Annotated in this window: 17 protein-coding genes; 8 read left to right on the top strand and 9 right to left on the bottom strand. The window is 27.3% G+C overall.

Annotated features, from left to right (window positions below; translation table 11 throughout):
- Nucleotides 1-11: 11 nt before the first annotated feature.
- From lexA to ACTTA8_RS03080, 6 genes are all read right to left on the bottom strand, one after another.
- A complete protein-coding gene (lexA, locus tag ACTTA8_RS03105; RefSeq protein WP_440654252.1) occupies nt 12-689 on the bottom strand; it encodes a transcriptional repressor LexA in 678 nt (225 codons plus the stop codon).
- 89 nt (nt 690-778) lie between these two features.
- The gene (locus tag ACTTA8_RS03100) at nt 779-1570 is read right to left on the bottom strand and encodes an indole-3-glycerol phosphate synthase TrpC (protein WP_440654250.1); all 792 of its coding nucleotides are present in this window, start codon (nt 1568-1570) and stop codon (nt 779-781) included.
- The gene (gene trpD, locus ACTTA8_RS03095) at nt 1563-2555 is read right to left on the bottom strand and encodes an anthranilate phosphoribosyltransferase (protein ID WP_440654248.1); all 993 of its coding nucleotides are present in this window, start codon (nt 2553-2555) and stop codon (nt 1563-1565) included. Before trpD ends, ACTTA8_RS03100 begins: the two co-directional genes overlap by 8 nt.
- Before the next feature lie 4 nt (nt 2556-2559).
- Nucleotides 2560-3126: an anthranilate synthase component II gene (locus tag ACTTA8_RS03090; protein ID WP_440654246.1), complete on the bottom strand. Its 567-nt coding sequence runs from the start codon at nt 3124-3126 to the stop codon at nt 2560-2562.
- Complete coding sequence (gene trpE, locus ACTTA8_RS03085) at nt 3126-4583, bottom strand: anthranilate synthase component I (RefSeq protein ID WP_440655462.1); 1458 nt, start codon at nt 4581-4583, stop codon at nt 3126-3128. The genes ACTTA8_RS03090 and trpE overlap by 1 nt, the downstream gene beginning before the upstream one ends.
- Nucleotides 4583-6004, bottom strand: a complete 1422-nt coding sequence (locus ACTTA8_RS03080; protein WP_440654244.1) for a SurA N-terminal domain-containing protein — start codon at nt 6002-6004, stop codon at nt 4583-4585. The genes trpE and ACTTA8_RS03080 overlap by 1 nt, the downstream gene beginning before the upstream one ends.
- A 56-nt stretch (nt 6005-6060) precedes the next feature.
- On the opposite strand from ACTTA8_RS03080, the gene tpiA reads away from it, so the two are divergent.
- Genes tpiA through ACTTA8_RS03040 form a run of 8 tightly spaced genes read left to right on the top strand, consistent with a single transcriptional unit; the run spans nt 6061 to nt 12488 of the window.
- On the top strand, nt 6061-6801 hold the full coding sequence (gene tpiA, locus ACTTA8_RS03075; protein WP_440634095.1) for a triose-phosphate isomerase: 741 nt from the start codon (nt 6061-6063) through the stop codon (nt 6799-6801).
- 6 nt (nt 6802-6807) lie between these two features.
- Nucleotides 6808-7107, top strand: a complete 300-nt coding sequence (gene secG / locus ACTTA8_RS03070) for a preprotein translocase subunit SecG (RefSeq protein ID WP_075506676.1) — start codon at nt 6808-6810, stop codon at nt 7105-7107.
- A gap of 44 nt (nt 7108-7151) precedes the next feature.
- Nucleotides 7152-8768, top strand: coding sequence for a CTP synthase (locus ACTTA8_RS03065; protein ID WP_440654242.1), 1617 nt, complete (start codon nt 7152-7154; stop codon nt 8766-8768).
- Nucleotides 8765-9586, top strand: a complete 822-nt coding sequence (kdsA, locus tag ACTTA8_RS03060) for a 3-deoxy-8-phosphooctulonate synthase (protein ID WP_440654240.1) — start codon at nt 8765-8767, stop codon at nt 9584-9586. The genes ACTTA8_RS03065 and kdsA overlap by 4 nt, the downstream gene beginning before the upstream one ends.
- Nucleotides 9583-10839 (top strand): phosphopyruvate hydratase, encoded by a 1257-nt coding sequence (gene eno / locus ACTTA8_RS03055; RefSeq protein WP_440654238.1) that lies wholly within the window; start codon nt 9583-9585, stop codon nt 10837-10839. The genes kdsA and eno overlap by 4 nt, the downstream gene beginning before the upstream one ends.
- Nucleotides 10839-11141 (top strand): FtsB family cell division protein, encoded by a 303-nt coding sequence (locus ACTTA8_RS03050; protein ID WP_440618473.1) that lies wholly within the window; start codon nt 10839-10841, stop codon nt 11139-11141. The genes eno and ACTTA8_RS03050 overlap by 1 nt, the downstream gene beginning before the upstream one ends.
- Entirely contained in the window at nt 11131-12051 is a 921-nt protein-coding gene (gene lipA / locus ACTTA8_RS03045) for a lipoyl synthase (protein ID WP_440654237.1), read from the top strand. Before ACTTA8_RS03050 ends, lipA begins: the two co-directional genes overlap by 11 nt.
- A complete protein-coding gene (locus ACTTA8_RS03040; protein ID WP_440654235.1) occupies nt 12051-12488 on the top strand; it encodes a type II toxin-antitoxin system RatA family toxin in 438 nt (145 codons plus the stop codon). The genes lipA and ACTTA8_RS03040 overlap by 1 nt, the downstream gene beginning before the upstream one ends.
- On the opposite strand, the gene ACTTA8_RS03035 is transcribed toward ACTTA8_RS03040, so the two are convergent.
- Genes ACTTA8_RS03035 through ispF form a run of 3 tightly spaced genes read right to left on the bottom strand, consistent with a single transcriptional unit; the run spans nt 12485 to nt 14540 of the window.
- Nucleotides 12485-12952, bottom strand: coding sequence for a CinA family protein (locus ACTTA8_RS03035; RefSeq protein ID WP_440654233.1), 468 nt, complete (start codon nt 12950-12952; stop codon nt 12485-12487). The genes ACTTA8_RS03040 and ACTTA8_RS03035 overlap by 4 nt on opposite strands.
- Nucleotides 12952-13443, bottom strand: a complete 492-nt coding sequence (locus ACTTA8_RS03030) for a phosphatidylglycerophosphatase A family protein (protein ID WP_440654231.1) — start codon at nt 13441-13443, stop codon at nt 12952-12954. The genes ACTTA8_RS03035 and ACTTA8_RS03030 overlap by 1 nt, the downstream gene beginning before the upstream one ends.
- A complete protein-coding gene (gene ispF, locus ACTTA8_RS03025; RefSeq protein ID WP_440654229.1) occupies nt 13440-14540 on the bottom strand; it encodes a 2-C-methyl-D-erythritol 2,4-cyclodiphosphate synthase in 1101 nt (366 codons plus the stop codon). The genes ACTTA8_RS03030 and ispF overlap by 4 nt, the downstream gene beginning before the upstream one ends.

Below are 14540 nucleotides of genomic sequence, written 5' to 3'. Positions count from 1 at the left end.
AGACTATTTTTTTAGAAGTTTCTATATAAAGATACCAAAACACCCTGGACTTTAACTCTATCAGGTCCAAATATTTTGGTTTCATAATTTCTATTTGCACTTTCTAACGCAACAACTTTACCTTTTTTACGAATTCTTTTTAACATCGCCTCGTGTTCATCAATTAATGCGACTACAATTTTTCCATTATCTGCTGTATCTGTTCTTTTAATGATAACCGTATCTCCCTCGTGGATTCCTGCTTCAATCATTGAGTCTCCTTGAACTTTCAATCCAAAATAATCTCCATTTTTTTCTAAATTATTTGGTAATGGTATTCTTGAAACTTCGTTTTGTATTGCTTCAACAGGAGTACCTGCTGCAATTTTTCCTAATACTGGCACTTCTATTTCATCTGAATTGTTAGTTTCTTCATCTAAACCACCTTTGATAACACTTGGTGAAAAACTATTGTAAATATCGTTTGCTGAAGCTGTTTCAGGTAATTTTACTACCTCTAAAGCTCTCGCTTTATGAGCTAATCTTTTAATAAATCCTCTTTCTTCTAAGGCGCTAATCAATCTATGAATACCTGACTTTGATTTTAAGTTTAGAGATTGTTTCATCTCTTCGTAAGAAGGAGATACACCAGAACTTCTCAACTTCTTGTTGATAAATAAAAGCAGGTTTTTTTGTTTTTTTGTTAGCATAAGAACAAATATCGTACAAATAATGTTCTATAAAAGTTCTTTTGTTTTAACAATACTAAAAAAAGTGAGTAAAATAGGGCTTAAATTGACTACAAAACTGAAAAAATTGAATTTTCATCCAATTTTTTCAAAAGTGATTCACCAATTAAAAAAGTATTAATTGAAGTCTTACTGTTTAATTCCAATAATTCTTCTTTAGATTTAATACCACTCTCAGAAATTAGAGGTCCTTTATGGTTTTTTACAACATTATAAATATCATAGGTTGTATTTATATCAGTTTTAAGTGTTTTTAAGTTTCTGTTGTTAATACCAATTAGTGCATCTTTAAAATTTAATGCCTTTTGAGCCTCTTCAACAGTATGTACTTCTACTATTACTGACATATCTAATTTCAATGCCTCTTGATATAAATTGTTTGCAAGATCATCTGAGACACCAGCTAAAATAATCAGAATTGCATCTGCACCATAACTTTTGGCAAGTGGCACTTGAAAAGTATCAATAAAAAAATCTTTACATAATATCGGTAAATTAACCTTATCTTTTATTTTGCTTACATGGATTAAATTTCCTAAAAAATAATCTTCTTCAGTTAAAACTGATAAACAAGTAGCATTATTTTTTAAATAAATACTAGCAATTTCTACTGGATTGTAGTCTTCAATTATAACACCTGCAGAAGGACTCGCTTTTTTTATTTCAGCAATAATTGAAGTTTTATTTTCTTTTAAATTGTTTTCAATTTTATCTTTAAAATTTATGTATGATTTATTTTTTTGTATTAATTCATCTAATTTTTTAAGATCTATTGATTTTTTTAGATTATCAATTTTTTCGATTTTTTTTTTAATTATATTTTCTAAAACGTTTTCAGACATTTTGTATTTGTTCCAAATGTGAAAAAGTTTTACCAGAAAGAATAAATTGTCTTGCGTGATTATAGGCTTCTTTAAAATCAACAAACTTTTCTGCAACAATTAAACCAGCTGCAGCATTTAAACAAACTGCTTTCGAAAAATCATTATCTTTACCTTTAAATATTTCAATCATTTTATCTGCATTAAATTTTGCATCATTACCAATTAAATTCTCAAATTTCTCTGCATTCACACCAATTGAATTAGGATCAACCAAGATTTCAGATATTTCTCCATTCTTCAATTGTATTATATTTGTTTTTGCATAAGGAGATATTTCATCCAATCCATCTTCGCTGTTTACTATCCACGCAAATTTTATATTTAAATTTTTTAATCCCTCTGCAAAAATTGTTAATAATTTTTTATCAAATACTCCAACAACCTGTCTTTCTACTAGAGCTGGATTACTTAAAGGACCAATCATATTGAAAATAGTTCTTTTACCGATTTTCTTTCTTACAGAGCCTACAAATCTCATAGCACTATGATAATTTGGAGCAAACATAAAACCAAAATTGTTATTGCTTATTTCTCGTTCTATTTCTCTCGGCTCTAAATCAATTTTAATATTAAGAGCTTCCAAAACATCTCCAGAGCCACATTTTGAGGATACAGCTTTATTGCCGTGTTTTGCAACTTTTATACCTATACTAGCCAAAAGCAATGATGATGCAGTTGATATATTAACAGTGTTCATTCCGTCACCACCTGTACCGCATGTATCTATACAATCTTGAACGTTTACTCTTTTAGATTTTTCTCTAAGGACATAAACACCCCCAGCAATTTCATCTGCAACTTCTCCTTTTTCTGAAAGAAGTGTTAAAAAATTATAGATTTGATCCTCATCAGCTTTACCAGTCATTAAAATTTCAAAAGCCGATTTACTTTCTTCAAAGGTTAAATTTTCTTTATTTCTAAGTTTTTCTAAAATCTTATCCATAAAATTAATAATTTATAAAATTTTTTAAAATTTTTATTCCTATCTTAGTTTTAATACTTTCTGGATGGAATTGCACACCATGAATATTAAATTGCTTATGTTGGATAGCCATAATTACCCCATCATCAGTTTCAGCTGTAATCTCTAAATCTTTCGAAAGGGTTTTTTTATCAATAATTAAGCTATGATATCTTGTAGCCTCAAAGGTACGAGGTAGATTTTTTAAAATCCCAATTTTTTGTGATTTAATTTTGCTAGTTTTTCCGTGCATTAATTTTTTTGCTTGAATAATTTTAGATCCAAAGACTTGACCTATAATTTGATGTCCAAGACAAACACCTAAAAAGGGCAATTTTTTATGCAATGATTTTAAAATGCTTATGCAATTTCCAGATTGATTTGGATTTCCAGGTCCAGGTGAAATAACAATTTTATCATATTTTTTTCTTAATATTTCTTTAGAGTTAATTTTATCATTTCTTATGACATCAACTTTTACATCTAATGAAGAAATGTAATGATAAAGATTAAATGTAAAACTATCATAATTATCTATTAATAATATTTTCATTATCTTAAAGCATTTATCAAAGCTTTCGCCTTGTTCACTGTTTCATCATATTCGTTTGTAGGCTTACTATCAGCCACGATACCTGCTCCAGCTTGTACATAGAATTTTTTATTTTTTGCTACAGCTGTTCTTAATGCAATACAAGTATCAAATTCACCATTAGCAGAAAAGTATCCAATTCCACCAGCGTAAACTTTCCTTTTTGACGTTTCTAATTCATCAATAATTTCCATTGCTCTTATTTTAGGAGCACCAGATACTGTACCAGCAGGAAATCCTGCCAACAGTGATTTAAATTTTGAAAACTTTTTATTATACTCTCCAACTACATTGGAAACTATATGCATTACATGAGAATACCTCTCAATTATGAAACTCTCAGTTACCTTTACAGTATTTATTTTTGATACTTTACCAGCATCATTTCTTCCTAGATCTAAAAGCATTAAATGTTCAGAAAGTTCTTTTTTATCTTTAAGAAGGTCTTTTTCATAAAAAAGATCTTCTTTTTTATTTTTTCCTCTTGGTCTAGTACCTGCTATTGGTCTAACTGTAATTTTGTTATCTCTTAGTCTTACTAAAATTTCTGGACTTGCTCCAATAATTTGAAAGTCATTAAAGTTGAAGTAAAACATAAAAGGAGAGGGGTTAGTTACTCTAAGTTTTTTATAAATTTCTAGGGGTTTTTTTGTTAATTTTGCTTCAAATCTTTGACTTAAAACAACTTGAAAAATATCACCAAGTTTAATGTATTTCTTAGCTTTATTAACCATTGCAAGAAATTTATTTTTAGATGTATTTGATTTAACTTTAATTTTTTTTTCTTTTAATACCCTTTTTGTATCAATATTTTTGATCGATGATTGAATTAATAGTTTAAATAGATCAGTCTTTATAGAGTCATACTTTTTTTGATAATTTTTAATTTTTTCATCATTAAAAACATTACTTATAAAAAATATTTCTTTTTTTAAATTATCATGAATAACCAAGGTTCTTGGTCTCATCAATCTTACATCAGGTAAATTAAGGTCATTTTTACATGAGTTAGGAATTTTTTCTATGTACCTAATAGAGTCGTATGAAAAATAACCTGAAATTAGCGAACAAATCTTAGGTAAATTCTTAGGTGTATCAAATTTAAAATTTTCAATAATTTTTTCTATTAACTCTTCTGGTTTATCTTTAAGAATGATTTTTTTATTTTCAGTGATTAAATATGACTTTTGGTTGTTGAACTCCCATATCTTATCAGGATCTTTACCAAAAATTGTGTATCTACCTTTAATTTTTCCTTTTTCAACAGACTCAAATATAAAACTATTTTTTTCCTCTAAAAAATTATCAATTAAATTTATTACTTCATCATCAGAATTTACTTTTTTAGAAGTGTATATAATCTGATTTTTTTTGCTTCTATGTCGAAACTTAAAATCTTTGAAGCTTCGATTAATTATCATTTGAAATAGTTTTTAATTCTATCAATAGTTTTTTGATTCAATTGAACCTGATATTTATTATTCAACAGGGTATCGTAAGATTGTAAAATACTTTTTCTGTTGTTTGTATTTTGTGAATTTACAAATCCTTTATATTCCTCACCTTCTTTATTTATCGTAATTTTATTTATATCTTTTATTTTGACTAAAAATATTTGATTATTAGTGTTGTTTACTAAAGCAAAAGAATTTTGAGGTAATGAGTAGAGCATTTTAATTGAATTTACTTCAAATAGCCCATCATCGTTAATCGAATTAATTGATCCAGTTTGGATTTTACCTGAACTTAACTCTATAAATTTACTTTCATTAAATCCATCATTCTGTATTTCTTCAATTATTTTTCTATTGTAATCAAATTTACCTTTTTGATAAATGAGCTCGACAATTTCACTTTTTACTATCTCATCATTTAGATCTGGTGAACGATCATATTCATTCTCTATATTATAAAGAATATAATTATCGCCACTTTCAAATATATCTAATTTGCTTGATTTCTTAGAGTAAATTAACTTTTCGTTTGTGCTAGTGTTTTCATCTGGAGCAAATTCATTAATATTATTCACATCCACATTCATGTTTTCGATTATTGAACTAAAACTTTCATTTTGAGAAATTTTATTTTCTATTGCATCAATTTCGTTAAAAAAATCTTGATTAAATTCATCAATTCCAATTAGATTTTTTGGATTTAAAACCACATATTTAAAGTCAATATATTGTCTTTTTAATTGATCTTTATTTTCTTCAATAAATGCTTTGATTTCATCTGATGTATAATCATCTTTAATCTTATATAAATTTTCCATATCAAAGTATTCAATAATTAATGATTTATTGTTTTCTTCAAATTTGCTTTCTATTAGAAATTCAGGGGTAACAGTACCTGCACCGATAAAATCAAATAAATGTTTCTGTAAACCTTGATTTTTTAATTTCAACTCAAACAAAGGAGCAGACATATTATTTGAAAGTAAAAATTTTTCGTATTTAATTCTTTCAAAAGCACCATTCTCGTCTTTAAAATTTTTATTGTCTTTTAAATATTTTAAAATTGTCTTTTCGTTTATAGAAAGTTTAAAATCTTCAATCTCTAGATCAATTAAAGTTGTTGAAATAAGTCCTGATAGTAATTCTTCTATAATATTGTTGTCTAAATTATTTCTTATTGCTTCTTGTGAAATTCCACTTTGATTAACATAGTCCATGAAATCTTGAGTGGTAACGTTAGTTTTATTTATTTTAGCAATGTTATTTTGATTGTTAGTGCTAAAGCCACCGCCAAATCCACCAAAGCCAAAAGCTATTATGATGATTACTATTAGAACCAATCCACCAAATTGTTTCCAACCTAAATTTTTTAATTTTTCAACCATAACGTTATAAATTTATTGATCTGTAAAAAACAAATCTATAGATTAAAAAGTCAATTATGACAAATAAATATATGTATTTTATAGCTAATTGGAAAATGTTTGGAGATTTAAAAACTATAAATTCATTAGATAAAGTTATTAAATTCTCAAAAAGTCATAAAAAAAATAAGTTCAAACTAATTTATTGTCCTCCAAATACTCTAATACGTCCAATTTCAAAAAGACTTAGTAAAACAAATATTGAAGTTGGTGCACAAAATTCTCATCAAAATTTAGATTATGGAGCTTTTACAGGTCAGGTTAATGCAAGAATGCTTAAAAGTGTTGGAGCAAAATATGTGATCTTGGGTCATTCCGAAAACAGAATGGCTGGAGAAAATGACAATCTAATTAATCTTAAAATAAAAAATTCAATTAAATCTGGTTTAAAAATTATTTTTTGTATTGGTGAAACTCTAAGACAAAAAAGAGATAAAAAGACTAATCAAGTTTTAAATAGTCAATTAAAGAAAGGATTAAAATCTATCAAAAAAATTAATGATATAATTATTGCATACGAACCAGTATGGTCAATTGGAACTGGTTTAATTCCTTCATCAGAGGAACTGTCTAAATCAATTAAATTTATAAAAAGTAAATTTGGAAAAAAATCTCCAAAAGTTTTATATGGAGGCTCTGTTAACATCAAAAATATTGATCAATTAAAAATAATTCCTGACATAGATGGTTTTTTAATAGGTGGAGCATCACAAAATCCAAAGAAATTTATTGATATAATTAAAAAAACCATTAATTAGACCACCATGGAAACATTATTACTTGTAATTAACATCATACTTGCATTTATTTTAGTTGTGCTTGTGCTACTTCAAAAATCAGAAGGTGGCGCTTTAGGTATTGGTGTTTCTCAAGAAAATTTCATGCTATCAAGATCTGCTGGTAGTTTTATTACCAAAGCAACTGCGATAGTTGCAACTTTATTTATCATTTGTAGCTTAGCGCTTACAATAATTTCTAGAGCAGAATTAACACCTACAGGATCAGTTTTAGACACGGTTGAAGAAAAAACTGAAGATACTCCATCAATTCCTGAAAATAATTAATTAATACTTTCTATTTCTTTTTTTATTAGCTATAAGATAATTCCATGGCGCGATATATATTTGTCACTGGCGGCGTGGTTTCATCCCTTGGAAAAGGTCTATCATCAGCATCACTAGCATATCTTCTGCAATCTCGAGGTTACAAAGTTAGGCTTAGAAAATTAGATCCTTACTTAAATGTAGATCCTGGAACAATGAGTCCATTCCAGCATGGAGAGGTTTTTGTAACAGATGATGGCGCTGAAACAGATTTAGATTTAGGTCACTATGAAAGATTTTCAGGAGTTACTGCAAAGAAAACAGATAATATTACTACAGGAAAAATTTATAGCGATGTTTTGAGGAAAGAAAGAAAAGGAGAATATCTTGGAAAGACAGTTCAAGTTATTCCACATATAACCGATAGAATTAAAGAATTTATTAAATACGATACGTCAAAAGAAGATTTTGTAATTTGTGAAATAGGCGGAATTGTAGGAGATATTGAAAGTTTACCATTTGTTGAAGCTATAAGACAATTTTCAAATGATATTGGAAAAAAAAATGCTTTATTTATTCATTTAACTTTAGTTCCATATTTAAAAGCTTCAGATGAAATAAAAACTAAACCAACGCAACATTCTGTTAAAGAATTGAGAAGTATTGGTATTCAACCTGATATAATTATTTGTAGATCAGAAAGACCAATACCTTTGGAGCACAGAAAAAAAATATCTCTATTTTGTAATGTTGATATTAAAAATGTAATTGAAACAGTTGATGTTAAAACAATTTATGAAGCCCCGATTAGTTTTGCTAAAGAAAAGTTAGATGTTCAAGTTTTAGATTACTTTAAAATAAAATCTAAAAAATCAAATAACCTAAACCCTTGGAAGAAAATTACTAAAATTACACTTAATACAAAAAAACAAGTTAATATTGCGATAATAGGTAAATATGTAGAATTAAAAGATGCATATAAATCATTAGATGAAGCCTTAACGCATGGAGGAATTACAAACAACCTGAAGGTAAATTTAGTTAGAATTGACTCAGAAAAATTAAAAGTTTCAGAAATTAAAAGTAAACTTAAAAATGTTTCAGGTATTCTAATACCAGGAGGATTTGGAAAAAGAGGAACTGAGGGAAAAATCGAAGCAATTAAATATGCCAGAATTAACAAAATACCATTTCTAGGTATTTGTTACGGTATGCAAATGGCAATAATAGAATTTGCTAGAAATAAATTAAAAATTAAAAAAGCAACTTCTTCTGAGTTTGATAGAGGTGGTGTTCATATAATTGGTTTAATGAATGAGTGGGAAAAAAGTGGAAAAAAAGTTAAAGGTACAGATAAAAATTTAGGTGGAACAATGAGACTTGGTTCTTATGATGCTATTTTAAAAGATAAGTCTAAAATTAGAGATATCTATAAATCAAGATTAATCAAAGAAAGACATAGACATAGATATGAAGTGGATATTTCATTTAAGGAAAAATTTGAGAAAAATGGACTAATATTTTCTGGTTTATCACCAGATAATAAACTTCCTGAGATAATTGAACTTAAAAATCATCCTTGGTTTATTGGAGTTCAGTTCCATCCTGAATTTAAATCTAGACCTTTATCTCCTCATCCTTTATTCTCTTCATTTATCAAAGCAGCAAAAAATCATAAATGAGTAGTATTACAGTTAATTGTGGGAACATAGAAATTTCAAACGATAAAAAAATTTGTATTATTGCTGGTCCATGTCAACTTGAAACAGAACAGCATGCAATGGACATGGCTGGAAAAATAAAAGAAATAACTTCCAAATATGGTTTAGGTTTCATTTATAAAACTTCTTTTGATAAAGCTAATCGAACAAGTTTAAAAGGTAAGAGAGGTGCTGGTTTGGAAGCTTCATTACCTATATTTGACAAAATTAAAAAAGAATTAAATGTTCCAATTTTAACCGATATTCATAATTCAGAGCAATGTTCAGTAGTTGCTAATCATGTTGATGTTTTACAAATTCCAGCTTTTCTTTGTAGACAAACTGATCTTTTAATTGCTGCTGCAAAAACAAATAAAATTATAAATGTTAAAAAGGGTCAATTTTTAGCTCCTTGGGACATGGTAAATGTTACAAAAAAAATATCAGACTCAGGAAACTCAAATATTCTTGTTACTGAAAGAGGTGCAAGTTTTGGATACAACACTTTGGTTTCTGACATGAGATCTTTACCTATTATGGCTAAGAATGGTTATCCAGTTATTTTTGATGCAACACATTCAGTTCAACAACCTGGAGGACAAGGAGAGTCTTCCGGAGGTCAAAGAGAATTTGTTGAGTATCTTGCAAGAGCAGCTGTTGCTGTTGGGGTTGCTGGTGTATTTATAGAAACTCATCAAGATCCTGATAATGCACCATCTGATGGGCCTAACATGGTTCCTCTAGATAAACTAGAAAATTTACTAAAACAGTTAACTGAAATTGATAAGCTTATTAAGTGAGTAAAATAACAAAAGTTAAAGCACGGCAAGTTTTTGATAGTCGGGGAAATCCAACTGTAGAAGCTGAGGTATATGCAAATAATTTAAGTGCATCTGCAATATGCCCATCAGGTGCATCAACCGGAACTTATGAAGCTTTTGAAAAACGAGATAAAAATAACAAGAAGTATTTAGGTAAAAGTGTTTTAAAAGCTGTTGAATTAGTAAATTCAAAAATTTCAAAAAAATTAAAAAGTCAAAGCGTTCATAATCAAGAGAGAATTGATGCTTTGTTAATTAATTTAGATGGTACGAGACAAAAAACCAATTTAGGTGCAAATGCTATGCTTGCAGTATCAATGGCTGTAAAAAAACTTTCTGCAAAAGTAAAAAAAAAACCTTTGTATAAAACATTTTTTTTAAAAAATAATTTTCAATTACCTTATCCATTAATGAATATTATTAATGGTGGAGCTCATGCCAACAATGGTCTTAGAATACAAGAATTTATGATACGACCAGATAGAGCAAAAAGTTTCTCAGAAGCAATGAGGATTTGTTTTGTTGTAATTAAAAACCTGAGTAATTTAATTAAAAACAAAGGTTATTCTACTTCAGTTGGTGATGAAGGTGGTTTTGCACCTATGATTAGTAGCAATAACCAGGCTTTAGATTTGATTGTCTCAGCAATTAAGAAATCTGGATTTGTAAATGGAAAAGATGTTTCTATTTGTTTGGATGTGGCTGCAAATGAACTATTAAAAAATAACAAATATTCAATCCATTCAAAAAGTTTTGTAAGCGTTGAAAAATCAATAAAAGAATACCAAAAAATTATCAAGAAATATAAAATTAAATCTATAGAAGATCCTTTTGCAGAAAATGATTGGTTAGCTTGGAATAAATTAATGCGTTCTGTCAAAAATGTTCAGATTGTGGGAGATGATCTTTATGTTACAAATCTTGAGAGATTAAAAAAAGGATTTTTAAATGTTTCATCTAATTCAATATTAATTAAACTTAATCAGATAGGTACTGTTTCTGAAACGCTAGATGTTATTAAATTTGCTCAAACTATCGGCTATAAAACAATAATTTCTCATAGATCTGGAGATAGTGAAGATACATTCATTGCTGATTTGGCAGTTGGAACAAATTCTAATCAAATTAAAACAGGATCTTTAGCACGTTCAGAAAGAGTTGCTAAATACAATCAATTAATTCGTATTGAAGAAGAACTTGGAAATAAGGCAAGAATGAATAAAATCAACTAATGTTGAGATTAATAAAAAGAAATTATTTTTTATTAACATCAATTTTTTTAATATTTTATTTTATTTTTAATTTAGTTTCTGGAGAAAGAGGTCTTTTTTCATATTTTGAAAAAAAAGAACTTTTGTCTGACTTGAAAAAAGAAGAGACATTGTTAATTAAGAAAATAGAGGATATTGATCATAAAAATTCTCTATTAAGTACAAATCTAGATTTAGATTATGTTGAAATATTAATTAGAGAAAGATTTTTATTTGGTAAAAAAGGTGAAACAATTTATTTAATTAAAAAAGATGAAAAGTAGACATCCTGAAAAAGAAAATAAGCCGATAAATCCAATTAAAAAAAAACCAGATTGGATTAGATCAAAGCTTACAAATAGCAAAGAATTTTTTTTAACGAAAACAGTAGTTAATAATAATAATTTAGTAACTGTTTGTCAGGAAGCAAACTGTCCAAATATTACTGAGTGCTGGAGTAAGAGACACGCAACTTTTATGATAATGGGTGATACTTGTACAAGAGCATGTGCTTTCTGTGATGTTAAAACTGGCGTTCCAGGAAATTTAGATTTATTAGAACCAGTCAAAATTGCAGAAGCTGTAAAAAAGTTAAATTTAAAACATGTTGTAATAACTTCAGTTGATAGAGATGATTTAGACGACGGAGGTTCTGAACATTTTTATAACGTGATTAATCAAACAAGAAAATCAAATCCAAATACAACTATAGAAGTTTTAACACCAGATTTTTTAAGAAAAGGGGAAGCTTACAAAAAAGTTATTGAAGCTAAACCAGATGTTTTTAATCATAATATTGAGACCGTACCCAGTCTATATTTAAAAGTAAGACCAGGATCTAGGTATTTTGCATCCTTAGAACTTTTAAAAAATGCAAAGAAAATTGATAAAAATATTTTTACTAAATCTGGAATTATGGTTGGGTTAGGAGAAACAAGAGATGAAATACTGCAAGTTATGGATGATTTAAGAGCAGCTGATGTAGATTTTATAACTATCGGCCAGTACTTGCAGCCATCAACAAAACATTTTCCGTTAGATAGATATTATACCCCAAAAGAATTTGTTGATTTAGAAACTATAGCAAAAGCTAAGGGATTTTTATTAGTTTCCTCATCACCTTTAACAAGATCTTCTTATCATGCTGATGAAGATTTTGCTAAGTTACAACAAAACAGAATAAAAAGTAATTAATGCCTAAAGCATCAGTTACACGTCACATCTCACGTGATAAACAAACATTGATTAATTTTGTTTTAGATATTGAAAAGTATCCTGAATTTATTCCATTTTGCATAGACTCAAAAGTTTATGAAACAAATGACGAGGAAGGTGTAAAAAAAATAATTGCTGATCTGACCATTGGTAAAGGACCCTTTATAGATACTTATAAAAGTGATGTAAGATATGATAAAAAAAACGACTCTATTCATGTAACCAATATAGATGGTCCCTTAAAACATCTTGAAAATAATTGGAAATTTGTAGAAAAAGATAATTTAACTGAAGTTCAATTTGATGTTGATTTTGAAATTAAAAATAAGTTTTTGAATTTAATAATGGAAAAATCATTTCAATTTGGTTTAAACAAAATAGCTGATGCTTTTCAAAAAAGAGCTGAAAATCTTTAAGAAATAATTTTTGTAATTTTATTTAATACTTCTCTTACTGTATTTTTTTGAATACTTGATCTGTTCCTAGATCCAAATTTATTCTCTAAAATAAATAAATATTTTCCTGTTTTAATACCAATATAAACAAGACCAACCGGTTTATCTTTAGTGCCGCCACCAGGACCAGCTATACCAGTAATTGATACATTAATTTTGCTTTTAGAAATTTTAGATAAATTCTTTACCATTTCTTCACAGCATTCTTTGCTTACAGCACCATATTTTTTAATGATATTTCTATTTACTTTTAAGATTTTGATTTTTGCTTCATTAGAGTAAGTAATTAAACCCATTTGAAAGTACTTGGATGAATTCGCTAATTTTGTAAGATTATTAGCCAACAGACCTCCTGTACAAGATTCGGCTACAGAAATTGTAAATTTTTTATCTATCAATTTTTTATGTAGTTTTTTTAAATTCATTAAAATATGAAACTAACTAAATAGACTACAACCATTGAGTAAAGACCAGCCATTATATCATCCATAATTATACCAAAATAATTTTTATGATTTTTATCGAAATAGCTTACCGGAAATGGCTTTAAAATATCAAAAAATCTAAATGATAATAAAGAAATAATATAATAAAATTCAATAGCAATATTGATTTGATTGGTTTGATTTAAATATAGCAAAAGTATCAAAGGCATTGATTGACCCAAAACTTCATCAATTACAATTTGTCTAGGATCTTTATTTTCAAATTCACTCTCTGTGTTTTTAACTGCATAAAAAGAATAAAAAAACAAAATAATAAAAAAGACTATTGAGAATTTTAAACTTGTATAATCAAGAATTTCATAAGCTATATAAATAAAGACTGATGTAACAATCGATGCAACAGTACCAGGCATTTTTGTTAAGTATCCGTACCCAAAGAAAGTTGAGATTAAAACATTAATTTTTTTCATTTTGATATCGAGCAAATTACTTCACAGGCAATTGCTTTTTCTTTTCCTATTAGTCCAAGTTTTTCTGTCGTTTTACCTTTTAAATTAATTAAATCTTTATTTAAATCTAGAAGATTTGAAAGCGAATTTAATATTTTATCTCTGTATTTTGATATTTTTGGTTTTTCACATATCAAATTAATATCTAAATTATTGATATGATAATTATTTGAATTTAATAACTTTATAATTGGTTTTAGCATTTTTGGAGACCTAATATTTTTAAACTTGCTACTGTTATCTGGAAAAAAAGTTCCAATATCCTTTTTTCTCATTGCTCCCAATATTGAGTCAATTATTGAATGAATTATTACATCACCATCAGAGTGTCCTTTTAATCCTGAGTGATAAGGTATTTTAATACCTCCTAAATAAAGTTTTTTACCTTTGATTAATCTATGGATATCGAATCCAATACCAAAATAAGTTAATTTTTCTTTAATATCTTCTTTGAAAGTAATTTTAGTATTTAAATTTTCACCTTGAATGAATTTTACTTTAATATTGTTTTCAATAAATAATGTTGCTTCGTCTGTAACTACCTTTTTTTGCTTTATTGATAAATTATATAAATCTCTAAATTTAAAAGCTTGGGGGGTTTGGGTTAAAATTGAATTATCTCGATTTAAATTAAATATCAGATTCTTAATCTTATATTTAATTGAGTCTTTTGATTTAATTACAGGTATCACAGCCTTATGTTTTTTTAGTGCACTGATTAATTTTTTTAAAAGAAGCAAAGTAAAATTTGGTCGTGCTGCATCGTGTATAAGAACATTAGTAGGTTTGTATTTCTTAATAAACTTTAAAGCAATTAACGAAGAATCGGATCTCTCTTTCCCACCAATTATAATGGAAACATTTTTTTTAAACTTTTCTTTAATTTCATTTTTTTTGTTAACTACAATTATTATTTTTTTAAAAAGTTTTGACTTTAAAGCCTTATCAACAGAGTGTTTGAATAAAGGTTTGCCTTCATAAATGTTGTATTGTTTGGGTTTTTTTGAATTAAACCTTTTGCTTTGTCCTGAAGCTAGTATTATAAAATAGTTGTTCAT

It is taken from the genome of Candidatus Pelagibacter sp. HIMB1506, assembly GCF_052047935.1.
GTDB lineage: Bacteria > Pseudomonadota > Alphaproteobacteria > Pelagibacterales > Pelagibacteraceae > Pelagibacter.
This window is presented reverse-complemented; position numbering and strand designations above follow the sequence as displayed.